General features: G+C 45.7%; 15 protein-coding genes. 8 read left to right on the plus strand and 7 right to left on the minus strand.

Annotation, left to right across the window (positions count from 1 at the left end):
* Positions 1–38 precede the first annotated feature (38 nt).
* The 4 genes from ACZ45G_RS24600 to ACZ45G_RS24615 all read left to right on the plus strand — a co-directional run bounded on the left by ACZ45G_RS24600 (position 39) and on the right by ACZ45G_RS24615 (position 2,923).
* A complete protein-coding gene (locus tag ACZ45G_RS24600; protein WP_464173183.1) occupies positions 39–272 on the plus strand; it encodes a hypothetical protein in 234 nt (77 codons plus the stop codon).
* A 55-nt stretch (positions 273–327) separates the two neighbouring features.
* Complete coding sequence (locus ACZ45G_RS24605; RefSeq protein ID WP_464173184.1) at positions 328–516, plus strand: ferredoxin; 189 nt, start codon at positions 328–330, stop codon at positions 514–516.
* 109 nt (positions 517–625) lie between these two features.
* Entirely contained in the window at positions 626–2,017 is a 1,392-nt protein-coding gene (locus ACZ45G_RS24610; RefSeq protein ID WP_464173185.1) for a sigma-54 interaction domain-containing protein, read from the plus strand.
* Between the two features lie 36 nt (positions 2,018–2,053).
* Positions 2,054–2,923: a sirohydrochlorin cobaltochelatase gene (locus ACZ45G_RS24615; RefSeq protein ID WP_464173186.1), complete on the plus strand. Its 870-nt coding sequence runs from the start codon at positions 2,054–2,056 to the stop codon at positions 2,921–2,923.
* A gap of 59 nt (positions 2,924–2,982) precedes the next feature.
* Here the strand turns inward: ACZ45G_RS24615 and clpB are convergent, their stop codons facing one another.
* Positions 2,983–5,565: an ATP-dependent chaperone ClpB gene (gene clpB, locus ACZ45G_RS24620; protein ID WP_464173187.1), complete on the minus strand. Its 2,583-nt coding sequence runs from the start codon at positions 5,563–5,565 to the stop codon at positions 2,983–2,985.
* A gap of 225 nt (positions 5,566–5,790) precedes the next feature.
* Here clpB and ACZ45G_RS24625 point away from each other — a divergent pair, with 225 nt between their 5' ends.
* The 4 genes from ACZ45G_RS24625 to ACZ45G_RS24640 all read left to right on the plus strand — a co-directional run bounded on the left by ACZ45G_RS24625 (position 5,791) and on the right by ACZ45G_RS24640 (position 9,486).
* Positions 5,791–6,195: a helix-turn-helix domain-containing protein gene (locus ACZ45G_RS24625; protein ID WP_464173188.1), complete on the plus strand. Its 405-nt coding sequence runs from the start codon at positions 5,791–5,793 to the stop codon at positions 6,193–6,195.
* Positions 6,188–7,177 carry a serine O-acetyltransferase gene (locus tag ACZ45G_RS24630; protein WP_464173189.1) on the plus strand — a complete coding sequence of 330 codons (990 nt, stop codon included), beginning with the start codon at positions 6,188–6,190 and terminating at the stop codon, positions 7,175–7,177. The genes ACZ45G_RS24625 and ACZ45G_RS24630 overlap by 8 nt, the downstream gene beginning before the upstream one ends.
* Positions 7,161–8,078, plus strand: a complete 918-nt coding sequence (gene cysK, locus ACZ45G_RS24635; protein WP_464173191.1) for a cysteine synthase A — start codon at positions 7,161–7,163, stop codon at positions 8,076–8,078. Before ACZ45G_RS24630 ends, cysK begins: the two co-directional genes overlap by 17 nt.
* A gap of 178 nt (positions 8,079–8,256) precedes the next feature.
* Positions 8,257–9,486, plus strand: a complete 1,230-nt coding sequence (locus ACZ45G_RS24640; protein ID WP_464173192.1) for a DUF4388 domain-containing protein — start codon at positions 8,257–8,259, stop codon at positions 9,484–9,486.
* A gap of 7 nt (positions 9,487–9,493) precedes the next feature.
* Here ACZ45G_RS24640 and ACZ45G_RS24645 read toward each other — a convergent pair whose 3' ends face one another.
* The 6 genes from ACZ45G_RS24645 to ACZ45G_RS24670 all read right to left on the minus strand — a co-directional run bounded on the left by ACZ45G_RS24645 (position 9,494) and on the right by ACZ45G_RS24670 (position 13,314).
* Complete coding sequence (locus tag ACZ45G_RS24645) at positions 9,494–9,769, minus strand: hypothetical protein (RefSeq protein WP_464173193.1); 276 nt, start codon at positions 9,767–9,769, stop codon at positions 9,494–9,496.
* Entirely contained in the window at positions 9,766–10,119 is a 354-nt protein-coding gene (locus ACZ45G_RS24650; RefSeq protein WP_464173194.1) for a hypothetical protein, read from the minus strand. The genes ACZ45G_RS24645 and ACZ45G_RS24650 overlap by 4 nt, the downstream gene beginning before the upstream one ends.
* The gene (locus ACZ45G_RS24655; RefSeq protein WP_464173195.1) at positions 10,106–10,486 is read right to left on the minus strand and encodes a hypothetical protein; all 381 of its coding nucleotides are present in this window, start codon (positions 10,484–10,486) and stop codon (positions 10,106–10,108) included. Before ACZ45G_RS24655 ends, ACZ45G_RS24650 begins: the two co-directional genes overlap by 14 nt.
* A 106-nt stretch (positions 10,487–10,592) precedes the next feature.
* Complete coding sequence (locus ACZ45G_RS24660; RefSeq protein ID WP_464173197.1) at positions 10,593–12,260, minus strand: hypothetical protein; 1,668 nt, start codon at positions 12,258–12,260, stop codon at positions 10,593–10,595.
* A gap of 9 nt (positions 12,261–12,269) precedes the next feature.
* Positions 12,270–12,875, minus strand: coding sequence for a GTP-binding protein (locus tag ACZ45G_RS24665; RefSeq protein WP_464173198.1), 606 nt, complete (start codon positions 12,873–12,875; stop codon positions 12,270–12,272).
* 52 nt (positions 12,876–12,927) lie between these two features.
* On the minus strand, positions 12,928–13,314 hold the full coding sequence (locus ACZ45G_RS24670; RefSeq protein ID WP_464173199.1) for a roadblock/LC7 domain-containing protein: 387 nt from the start codon (positions 13,312–13,314) through the stop codon (positions 12,928–12,930).
* Positions 13,315–13,339 lie beyond the last annotated feature (25 nt).

Genomic DNA, 13,339 nt, shown 5'->3' on the forward strand with positions numbered 1-13,339 from the left:
GTATTGCAATTTATGAAAGAGAATCATGAAAGAGAGCAATGATGCTTAAAAAAAAATGTGACAAAAATATTGCACGGACCATTGAGTTGGCAAATCAAATGATTGCGCTTGCTCGAACCGGGTACGAGCAACAGGAAGACTCCGGATGCGGGGTGCTCTACGGTATCCTTCTGGATTCCGGATACAGGCTTCTTGATCTGGCGCAAAAAGAAAAGCATGCACACATGCAAAAAGGCTGGTGGGACAATGAGACTAAAAAGGAAATTATTTAATGAAGACCTATGTCTGTTTGGTTTGTGGTTATGCCAGAAAAGGTAATGTTCACCCATGAAAAGACCTGTCCTTGATATGGCTGAGTGCCTCCGTTGTGAACTCTGCGTCGAATTGGCACCCCATGCGTTCCAGGTAAACGACGCAGGCTTTTTTGAAGTATTGCCTCTGGATGATTATTCAGACGAAGATATCCATGAAGTCATAAAAAACTGTCCCAAGGATTGTATTACCTGGGAAGAATGATCTCCCTCAAATCATTTCTTAGAAAAAAACATTGCACCTGATACACAAATGTGTCAATAAAGAGGTCGGCAGAAACAATGCCTAACTGTTGATATTGGAATCTTTTGCAATGAAAAATTTTACCCATTCCCTGCTTGACCGGGACAATCTCAATCTTGTTCTGGATAACCTGAAATTAGGCGTCATCGCCCACACGCCAAAACGTATTATCACCGTATTTAATAAAGAAGCTGAAAGAATCACCGGCTATTCAAAAGAAGAGGTGATCGGACAGGACTGTCATATTGCTTTCCAGGCCCCCTTTTGCGGACCCAAATGCTCTTTTTGTGAAGAAACGCCAAATTTAACATCGGAAACCAAACAATATCCTGTTACCAATATCACCAAAACCGGGGAAACCCGGCACCTGGATATGACGGTATCTGCCATCATTGATAATGCCGGTGTTTTTAAGGGAGTGGTTGCTTCTTTCAAGGATCTGACCGATTCCATAAACCTCTCCCTTCGGGCGGAAAACATGACCAATTTTGCCGGTATCATCGGCAAGGCCAAGAGTATGCAGGATATTTTTCGGCAGATCAGGGATGTGGCCCTATACAACTATCCGGTTCATGTGTCCGGAGATACCGGAACCGGTAAAGAACGGGTAGCCTATGCCATCCATGATATTTCTGCCTATGGTACCGGCGCCTTTGTGCCGGTGAACTGCGGAGCCATCCCCGAAGGGATAGTGGAAAGCGAATTATTCGGGCATGTTAAAGGTGCCTTTTCCGGGGCCGTAAAGGAAAGAAAGGGTCGGTTTGAACTGGCCCACAAGGGCACCCTTTTTCTGGATGAGGTGGCAGAACTCCCCTTAAAAACCCAGGTCAAGCTTCTCAGGTTTCTTCAGGAAGGTTCCTTTGAAAAGGTGGGAGGGGAAAAAAAAGTATCCGTGGATGTGAGGATTATCTCTGCCACCAACAAAAATCTCAAACAAGAGGTGGCCCAGGGCCGTTTCAGGGAAGACCTTTACTATAGGCTCAATGTAATCCCCATTCACCTGCCCCCCCTGCGGGAACGCCGAAGCGACATTCCCCTTCTGGCAACCCATTTCCTTGCGGAGGCTGAACAGGAAAGCGGGAACAAGGTTCCCGAGCTTGCTCCGGAAACCCTTAATACCCTTATGGATTATGGATGGCCGGGAAATGTCAGGGAATTAAAAAATTCAATTCAATTTTCTGTGGTCCGGTCCCGGGGAGACAAAATTCTGCCCACTGACCTGCCCGTGGACATTGCCGGAGAGGCCCAAAGCCCTTTGAGCACAATCTCTTTTTCAGACCCATCCCCCATGGAAATGCCCCTGACCCGGGGAAAGCTGACCATTGAATCGATCAAAATCGCCCTGACCAAAACCGGGGGCAACAAATCAAAAGCTGCCAGGGTATTAGGAGTGGGCCGGGCAACCCTTTACCGGTTTTTAGCCCAGCACGAAACGATCAAAGCATATGCCGACCGGTTTTAAAAAAAACCGAGGTCTTTAATTTCTTAAGGAGCAAACATGAAAAAACAACTGGTAAGCTTATTTCTGATCTTTCTGCTGTTTCCTGTCATTGCCATGGCCGCAGGCCATGGTCATCCCAGAGAAATGAAACAAGGCATTCTGCTGGTGGCCTTTGGGTCCAGTGTTCCCCAGGCCCAGGTATCCTTCGACAACATGGATGCCCGGGTCAAAAAAGAATGCCCCAATACCCCAGTTCACTGGGCCTTCACCTCCCATATCATCCGAAAAAAGCTGGCAAAGCAGGGCAGACAACTGGACTCTGTTGCAATGGCCCTTTCCAAGATGATGGACCAGGGCTTTACCCATGTGGCGGTTCAGTCCCTTCACACCATCAGAGGGGAAGAATTTGATGATCTTGTCCATACGGCCCATGCATTTGCAGGAATGCCTGGCGGCATTGAAAAAATAAGCATGGGTGCCCCGCTTCTTTCCAGCCCAAAAGACATGGAAGATGTAACCGCTGCCATTATTAAAAACATACCTGCCCAAAGAAAAAAAACCGATGCATTTGTTCTCATGGGCCACGGCACCCCCCATCCTTCCAATGCGTTTTATGCGGCCTTGATGTTTAGCCTCCAGCGAAAGGATCCTCTCATTTTTGTGGGCACGGTTGAAGGGGCACCCACCTTAGACGATATCAGCGCCATGTTAAAGGAAAAAAATATTAAAAATATTTATCTGACGCCGTTTATGTCGGTTGCCGGAGATCATGCCAGGAATGACCTGGCAGGGGATGAAGCAGATTCATGGAAATCCATTCTCCAAGGACAAGGGTTTACGTGTACCTTTGTCCTGAAGGGAACAGCTGAATATGACAATATGATCGATATCTGGGTGAATCATTTAAAAACAGCAATGGCAGATTAACCCGCCTGAAGTTGTCTGCCGGTTGCCCCAGGCCTCGGGGCAACCGGCAACACAAGTTACTAACTGCTTAGTTTAAGTCCATTGCCAGCCCGGCTGAATCGAATCATGGACCCTTTTTCAAAGTCTCCTTTCAGAACAGCCATGGACAAGGGATTTTCTATTTCCCGCTGGATGACCCGTTTCAAGGGCCTGGCACCAAACCCCGGGTCATAACCTTTTTCGGCCAGATAGGCCATGGCATCATTGTCCACCTGGATGGAAAGGTTCCTGGCTGCCAGACGCTTGTTCAGAGCTTCGATCTGGAGGGACGCAATCGCCATTATATTTTCCCGGGTCAGAGCGTGGAAGGTGATAACCTCGTCGATCCGGTTTAAAAATTCCGGCCGGAACGCCTCTTTAAGGGCCTGTTCAACGCCCTGGTCAATATCCGCTTGGTTGATACCGGCAGATCCTGCCTCTAAAAGCAATCGGGATCCCACATTGGAGGTCATAATGATAATGGTGTTTTTAAAATTTACCGTCCGCCCCTGACCGTCAGTCATCCGCCCGTCATCCAATACCTGGAGAAGGACATTGAAAACATCAGGATGGGCTTTTTCAATCTCATCAAACAAGATTACGCAATAAGGACGCCGACGAACCGCCTCGGTCAAAAGCCCGCCTTCATCATAGCCCACATATCCGGGAGGGGCGCCGATCAGCCTTGCAACAGAATGTTTTTCCATATATTCGGACATGTCCACCCGCACCATGGCATCAACGGAATCGAACATAAAGGCGGCAAGTGATTTGGCAAGTTCAGTCTTGCCCACACCAGTGGGTCCCATAAAGATAAAGGTACCGATAGGCCGATCCTCGGGCCCAAGTCCAGCCCTTGCGCGGCGGACCGCATTTGACACGGCATCAATGGCCTTTGACTGGCCGACCACCCGTTTTTTAATGTGATCTTCCATGTGGATCAACTTTTCCTGTTCGCCCTGGAGCATCTTGGATACCGGGATATGGGTCCAGGAAGAGACCACTTCTGCCACATCTGCTTCATCCACGTCCTCTTTAAGCATTTTCCGTGTTTTCTGGAGTTCGTTGAGTTTATTTTTCCCCTCTTCCAGGTCGCAGGTGAGCTGAGCAATGGTGCCGTAACGGATCTGGGCCACCTTTTCCAGGTCTCCGTTGCGTTCCGCCACCTGGGCTGTTGTCTGGCAGCGATCAATTTCTTCGCGTATGCCGGAAATTTTTTGGATCAGCTTCTTTTCAGTGTCCCAGTGAAGTTTTAAGGGGCGAATCTCCTCTTCCATTACCGCAATATTCTTTTCCAGAATTTCAAGACGATCCCTGGATATCTGGTCTCGTTCCTTGAGCAGGGCCTGGCGTTCTATCTGGGATTGCGTGATCTTCCGCTGTACCTCGTCAATGGCCCGGGGCATGGAATCAATTTCAATGCGCAGGCGGGAGGCACACTCATCCATAAGATCCACGGCCTTGTCCGGCAGAAACCTGTCGGTTATATACCGATTGGACAAGGTGGCGGCGGCCACAAGGGCCGAATCCTTGATGCGGACACCGTGGTGGACCTCATATTTTTCCTTGAGCCCCCTGAGGATCGAAATGGTGTCCTCAATGGTGGGTTCCTTGGCCAAAACCTGCTGAAACCGTCTTTCAAGAGCTGCATCCTTTTCTATATACTTGCGGTATTCATTCAGGGTGGTGGCCCCCACGCACCGCAGGGTTCCCCTGGCAAGGGCAGGTTTGAGCATATTGGAGGCGTCCACAGACCCTTCTGCCGCCCCTGCCCCCACAACCGTGTGCAATTCGTCAATAAACAGCACCACCTCGCCCTGGGCAGCCTCCACTTCCTTTAACACGGCCTTGAGGCGTTCCTCAAATTCCCCCCGAAACTTGGCCCCGGCCAAAAGAGCCCCCATATCCAAGGCGACAACCCGCCTGTTTTTAAGGGAATCGGGTACATCCCCCTCCACAATTCTCTGGGCCAGCCCCTCAACAATCGCTGTTTTTCCCACCCCCGGCTCCCCAATGAGGACCGGGTTGTTTTTCCGCCGTCTGGACAAAATCTGTATGATGCGCCGGATTTCTTCATCCCGGCCGATAACAGGGTCAAGCTTACCAGTCCGGGCCAGATGGGTCAGGTCTCGGCCAAACTTTTCCAGGGCCTGGTATCGTTCTTCCGGGTTCTGATCCGTCACCTGCTGGTTTCCCCGGATATCCTTTAAAACGGATAGGATAGACGCCTTTGTTACCCCGTGGGTGGCCAAAAGGTCGGCAGCAGTATCCTTTATCTGGGTCATTCCCAAAAGGATATGTTCCAGGCTCACATATTGATCCTTCATCTTTTCAGCCTCAACAAAGGCCGTGTCCAGCATTTTCCGGCTTTCCCTGGACAGACGACGCTCTGCATCTCCCGTCACCCGAGCTTGCCCCTCAAGGCTTTTGGTCACTGCCTGTTTTAAGGCAAGGGGCTGAATTCCTATTTTCCTTAATATGGACAGGACAACCCCCTGATCATCCTCCAGCATGGCATCTAAAAAATGGAGGGGATCAATGGCCGGGTGGTTCATTTGATTCGCCAGGTCATGGGCTAGTTGGAACAATTCCTGGGATTTCATGGTAAACTTGTCAAATTGCATCTCATATCCTTTATTTTGTATTATTAAATATGAATTCATATATAAAGTAATGATAAACTTATCCACGTCAAGGTTCTTCAAAACATTTTTACCACCTTTATTTGCTGCCTTTAAAGATAGCTGTCAGATACGGACCCAAAGGATTTGCGCATTGACACCCCCCACTTTGTGGTATATATTTAATCAGCTTATTATAATTAACGCCTAAATTTAAGAAGAGCAACCATGGACAGCGACAACTTCAAAGCGGCCAGATCCCGATTGACCAAAACCCAAAAAGAACTGGCCCAGCTCCTCGGCATTTCCATAAAGGCAATCCACAGTTATGAACAGGGCTGGCGCAAAATCCCCCACCACGTTGAACGTCAGCTTCTTTTTCTTGTTGCCCGGGTTATCAACGGTGACACCCCCCATGAAAAATGCTGGGATATCCAGCGCTGCCCTAAAAACAAATTGGCAAAATGCCCGGCCTGGGAATTTAAGGCAGGTGATTTATGCTGGTTTATCAACGGAACCAAGTGCAGTGGTGAGGCCCATGATTCCTGGGAAGATAAAATGGCAGAATGCAGGAAATGCGATGTGTTTATAAATTTTTTTAAAAATGAACGGGGGATCATCACCAATGACTGAATTTATAATTGACACTGCCTCTTGCCGAACAGAGAGAGAAACCATCTTTGACCACCGCCGGGAACTGCCCAAGGTGATCGACAGGATCATGGCATCCATGGCCGATGATACCTGTTTTGCCCACATTGGGGATGAACCCATCCATTTTACCACCTCGGTCAAGGAAATGATCGACAAGTTCAGGGAAATCCTTTTCCCGGGCTATTTTTCCAGGGAAAAAGTGGATGCAGCCAATCTCCTTTATAGTACAGGCCAGGCAGTCTCCCAGCTCCATGATATCCTATCAAAACAGATCATCCATGTGCTGCGCCATGACTGCAGGCGGTATGAACTTCAATGCACAGAATGCGAACCCCGGGGCAATGATGTGGCCCTTCAGGTCATCCAGACCATTCCTGACCTGCGCCGGTTGCTTGCCCTGGATGTAAAGAGTGCCTATGACGGTGACCCCGCTGCAAAGAGCCACGACGAGGTGATTTTTTCCTACCCCGGTCTCTATGCCATAACCGTTTACCGGATTGCCAATCTCCTGCACAAGTTTGCGATTCCACAATTGCCCCGGATCATGTCCGAACATGCCCACAGCCTCACGGGGATTGATATCCACCCGGGTGCTGCCATTGGCAATCGCTTTGTCATTGACCACGGCACGGGTATTGTGGTGGGAGAAACCTCGGTGATTGGCAACAACGTCCGGATCTACCAGAATGTAACCATTGGCGCCCTGTCCCTGCCTCCCAATGCAGGAGAAAAACTCAGGGATGCTAAGCGCCACCCCACCATTGAAGATGATGTCATCATTTACTCGGGTGCCACCATCCTGGGGGGAGATACCGTCATCGGTGCCCGGTCTGTTGTGGGGGGAAATGTATGGCTGACCCACTCGGTGCCAGCCGATACCAAAGTATTTATGGAATCTCCCCACTTGATTTTTAAAAACCAGGAAACAAACAAGGAAATTTCCCATGAAAATCCTGTCTGATATCACAAAAACCTGCGGCAACACCCCCCTGGTTTTTCTTGAAAAAGCCTCCAGGGAATGCGGAGCAAACCTCCATGGAAAGCTGGAATTTTTTAATCCCATGGGAAGTGTCAAGGACCGCATCGGACTTGCCATGATTGAAGATGGCATCAAAACCAAGAAAATCAACAGCAATACCACCATTGTGGAACCTACTTCCGGGAATACCGGCATTGCCCTGGCTTTTGTGGCAAGGGTGTACAACCTGAAACTGATCCTGACCATGCCCGAAACCATGAGCATGGAACGTCAGCAATTGCTCAGGCATCTAGGGGCAAAACTTGTCTTAACACCGGGTACAGAGGGAATGAAGGGGGCCATTGCAACGGCAAAAAGCATTGTGGAAACCACAGTCGATGCCTTTATGCCGGACCAGTTTTCCAACCCGGCAAACCCAAAAATTCATCGTCAGACAACAGGTCCTGAAATATGGGAAGCCACCCAGGGCAAAATTGATATTTTTGTGGCGGGAGTGGGCACCGGGGGTACCATCACCGGGGTTTCTGAATTTCTGAAACAAAAAAACCCCGCTCTTTTGTCCGTTGCCGTGGAACCGGCAGATTCACCGGTCCTCTCCGGTGGTCCCCCCGGACCCCACAAGATCCAGGGAATTGGTGCCGGATTCATACCGGCCAACCTAAATACCCGGATCATTGACCAGATTGTCCAGGTTGAATCAGCCGATGCCTTTGCAGGGGCTAAACAATTGGCAAAGGACCATGGAATCCTCTGCGGCATTTCATCGGGGGCAATCTTCCACGCCGCCAAACAAGTGGGCGAAGAAAACCCGGGGAAAACCATTGTCTTTATTGTTTGTGATACGGGCGAGCGATATATCAGCACAGATTTATTTGCCATTTAATTCAACCAAAAATATCCTCCCCAGGGCTGTTTCAACTGTATTGCTGGTTGAAGGTCTCCCCCCTGGCAAGGGTTGATTTTATTTTCATAAATTTATATACTCGGTTTAGAGTGATATAATGCTGGCAGAATCCAGGGTTCTTTTAATTTAAACCTATGAGAATAAACAAAAGGATATTATGAATCTTCAGGGTGACTTTGAGGGATTAACACTTGCCAGTATCCTTCAGCTTCTATGCAATGATCAAAAAACCGGCGTACTGACCGTAACCAGTGGTGAGGAAGAAAGCAGGGTTTTCTTTGAACAGGGGACCATTATTTATGCATCTTCCTCCCTGAAGGAATCCAGGCTTGGTTTTTTAATTCGCAATGACGGGGTTATCTCAGCAGAGCAGCTTGAACGCTGCCTGTCCCTGGCCAGGGAAGAAGGGGTTCATCTGGGAAAAATTATGGTGGAAAAAGGATATATTTCCCAGGATATCTTGAAAAAATATAATACCAAACAAGTTGAGGCTATTTTATACAATCTTCTTTTCTGGAAAAAAGGAAAATTTGAATATAAAGATACCCGCCTGGACTTAAAAGGGATGATTGTCACCCAGCTTAACCCCATGAGGCTGATCCTCGAAGCTTCCAGAAGGATTGATGAACTTTCTGTCCTTAAACAATCAATCCCCAGCGACAGACAGGTGTTTAAAATGTCCGGCAAAGTTCAAAGCAACGAGGAAATCAAGCTCAATGCCAATGAATGGCGGATTCTTTCCCTGATTGACGGGACGAGGACCGTCAGACAAATCATCACGGAAAGCGGGTATGATGAATTCGCTGTTTATAAAATTTTTTATTCTGTTGTTTCATCTGGATTGATTGAGCAAGAGGAAGAAATTCAATTCGATGACGAGGAAATACCAAATGGGTATTCGGCTATTCTCACTGTTTTTAATGATATTTTTCAATCCATTAAAAAAAACATTGTTGATGAATTAGGAGATAGAAGCTATTCCCTATTCGAGGAAAGCAAATCAAAGCTTATAGGGGACACCCGAGATCTGTTTAAGGATTATCACCCGGATGTCCATAAAAATACCAACCTCCAGACAATTAATGCGGCCTTGAAAAATTTGGACCATATTGAAAATCAAAAAGAATTTTTAATTTCCGGATTTGCCGAATATTGTTCCCAGGTGTTAAAAAGGACCGGGGAGATTCTAGGTGTCCAGCCATTGATCAAGATATTGGATGACATCGAAAAGGTATTGGAGTATGTTAAAAAATATCAAACCGGATCAAAGGAGAAAAACAAAATCGTCAATGATATGCGAAACGTCATTGATGCAGTTCGCTCAAAATTCAATACCGGGGGAAAGAAAGAAAAGCCCAAGAAAGGCATTTTTTCTTTTTTTTCCTGAAACTTCTTTATGAATCCGCTATTTTTGTCCCACCATAGGCCAAAAAGGAAAGGGCGGCAGTTCTAAACAGGGCCTTGATAATACCAAGGATTTCAGCGTCTATAACCTGGTCAAAAATTGTCACATAATCCGCAACGAACAAAAGACAGACCGTTATAAGAATCAGGTTGATCACCTTGCCAACTTTTCCACCGGCATATCGAATCCGCGCTTTATTGAATACAAATATGATAATAAGATATATCACCAAGGTAAAAATAGAAATGACCATCTGTGCGGTCATGGATCCTCCCTTTTATATATGACCTTTTTACTAAAATGCTCCTGAAGAAATTTTAATATAATATCCACAAGAACAAGACTCTCTGCTTTCTCGTATTTTACCACCCCAAGGAGATAATTACCAACAGGAAAAATTATAATATCTCGTTTATTTTTTCTTGAAAAAACCGCATATTTAAATTTATCTCGTCCAATGGCACAAATATTCTGGCCACAGGCGAAGACCATCTCGGAAACCTTTTGGGAATCCTTAATGTCATGGGCTACAATATTTCCTCGACTGTCCATAAAAATATATTCATCAACCCCTTTAATTTTAGAAATCTGTAAAAAGGTTTCAGAAAAACTCATTGCCATTGTCCTTGTGGCTCACTGATATCAATAAAGCCTCTATTGCCGGCGGCAAATCAATACTTTTGCTGACAACAAAAAGAAACAAGTCAGAAGCAAGCCGCTGAAGGGTGATATTTTTATCTGATATGGCAATCATCACTCGATGGATATCCGGATAATGAGACAACCCCGTCAAATAGCTTTTACTCAAATAGCTTCCCAGCACTTCAAGATCCGCCCGGGTTAAAATTTTGGGCATATGATTTGTGATGGTACCCTTTTTCCCATGGTATAAAAAAACACCGATTATTTCAGGATGGGATTGGATTTTTTCCACAAGAATATTTGTTTCGTTCTCAGTCCCAGGAACTGGGTACGAATTCATGTATCCACATGAACAACAGCGAAATACAACCCGGCCAGCGTTAAAATCTGCCCCGGCTAAATCATTTTTTGCCCCGCAATCCTCACAGAAAAAAATCATATTATTATTATTTAAAGAATATCGATTTAATTTTCCACCAAAAACCCAAGGGTTGGCCGACCAATTGTTCTGGGGGGAGCTCCACTGTTTCTGTTTCACCCACCATGGTTTCAGAACCCGTCAAAGCAGGGGGGTAAATTTCCATTAACAGGCAGGATATGATATCCACCAGCATTGTTTTATCGGAATCATCGAACCACCGGGTTTTAAGATAGGAAATATCTCGATCAATGGCTGTCTGCTCTTCCAATAACCCCTTATGGGTTTTCACAAGGGTGAATACCCTATTGAGTATTGTTTGGGTTGAATATTCCGGGTCCGTATTTTCTTCGCCTGTATTTTCTTCACCTGTATTTTCTTCACCTGTATTTTCTTCGACGAGGATTTCTTCAAAAAATTCATCTTCATGTTGGAATGGAACAATGGTTTCCATGGGGCTATCATCTGCCAAGGATATACCGCTGCCATCTGCAGCCTCCAGAGGGGCATCCTCTTCAGTAACTGCTGGTGCAGTATTGCTGCTTTCAGAAATATCCAGGTTGAAAAACTCATCCAGCCGATTTCCAATTTCAGGTATGGGCGCATTGCCCCTTCGATGGGGAGTAAAATTTTTAATCCCTTCTTCTTGAAGTTCTTCTTTTGTCGGTTCCATATTCATGGCCCCCTTCTGGTCAGGGCCCTGAACATTTGAAAGATGAATGGCATCCAGCAATTCATCTGCAGGTGATTCTTTACCGCTGAAAAGATCCTCCATAATATCCCGGGAAACCGGTAATACTTTTTTCCTGCCCGCTAAAGCAGGGGTTATATTCTCGTCATCCAAGGATTGCCCGGCAAAGGATGTCTCTGACAATGGACTCAGTGGCACAACATCCTCGGCGACTTGCCTGGAGGAGGTCGTGACATGGGACAGTGCCGGTTGGATGATTTCATCCTCCATTGTATCAATGGTATCAGAGGGAACGGGGCTGTTTCCCTCTAACGTTGTGAGTTCCCGTTTAAAATTGTGAAAAGCCTGGATATCCTTTTCTACCAATTGTTGTTTTTCTTTTAAGGGCATGTCAGGCCTCTGAACAATCCGTTCAAAATTTTCGAAAGCAGAACGCAAAAACGAGAGGGAACCTTTATGGGCCGTTGCTTTTTTTGAAGCAATATATTGCCCCACGCTGTGTATGATCATTAAATAGGCATGAAGAATTTTATGGAATTTTAATCGGGTCAGCATCCGGCTTGTCACCGTATCAAATGTTTTCAGTGTTATCTCTGAAATTTCCCAATCAATGGCAAGAATTACAGCTTTTAAATCCTGGAGTTCCGCTTTCGTAACCAGGGGTTGAGACGCAATTTTACTTTTCAAGGATTTATAGTTTTGAATACATTCCGATAAAATTTGATTGATTTGTTCTCGCGTAAGTTCAGGATCTGTCACAAATTTTTCAAGCTCAATGGCAAGGGAATTTAAAACGGGCAAAGCATCTTTATCGGCAGTGTCTCGTCTGGAACCCATATATCTGCCAATGGCTTGCATCATTTTTATGACAGAGATCACTGCAGTTTTGGCAGCATATTGTTCACCAAGGATTGAAAGCTGTTGTTGAAATAGATCCACAACATTATCGTCAATCCGGGATTCCATGGAATCAATCGCCTGTTTGAGTTCAATAAGTGAATTCAAAAAACCTCCTTAAAAAAACTGATCTTGAATAGATGCCAATGTTATGGATATAATTTTTTTCAACGTAAGAATCACATTACCGCCGCTTAATGCACTGGCCTCAAAAGCAGGGGCTTGCAGGCTGCTGTTAAGATCTTTTTGCAGGGTTTGTGAAGATAAGATCGGGATGTTGGCTTGTTTCAGATCTATTTTATTATACTGCATCACAAGGGGCATCTCAAACAAATCAAGATTGTAGGTCTCCATATTCTCATACAATTGATTTAAAGACTCAATATTTTTTTTGCGCTGCTCTTTTTGAACATCTGCAACAAAGACAATACCGTCAACACCTCTCAGAACCAGTCTTCGGGTTGCATTATATTTTACCTGCCCGGGAACAGTATAGAGTTGGATGGTTATATCAAACCCTTTTATCTGGCCCACATCAAAGGGTAAAAAATCAAAAAAAAGTGTCCGATCGTCATGGGTTTTAAGACTGACCATCTGTGTCTTGATCCGGTCCTGGTAGGTCTCGTTGATGTATTCAAGATTTGTTGTTTTTCCACCTCTTCCCGGACCATAATATACAATTTTGATCTGAACTTCTTTTGTTTTTACATTGATGAGTGCCAAGTTTTCCCTCCCCAAGCCACCCATGGATGCAGGCGCCACGATTTAAAAAATATCAGCCCTCGACCAAAATCTGATTGATTTCCTTGATGGTATCAACCACTTTTAATCTCACAAGTCCCAGAGATAATTCTTTATTAAACATGGAAATTAAAAGTGTATCGTCTGTCACTTTGCTGAAATGAATGCTTAATTTTTTACCCTTATGAAACAAAAGTGAAAACTCAGATTCCCCAACCAGCTTTGCCATGGCATCAACTGCTGCATAATTACCAGCAGCCAAGGCTGCAAAGGCCGTCGAATCCAGATTACTTTTCCCGTTGTCATGCTTGGCAATGGCATTGCCGCCCATATCCATAAAAATAACATGATCCAGCCCGGCTACAATCAGGTTGGTTTGAATCACATCATCAATGGCATCAAGTTGTTTTTGACTATACATGGCTCAGATGGTAACTCAAATTAAT

The organism is Desulfoconvexum algidum, from assembly GCF_055382125.1.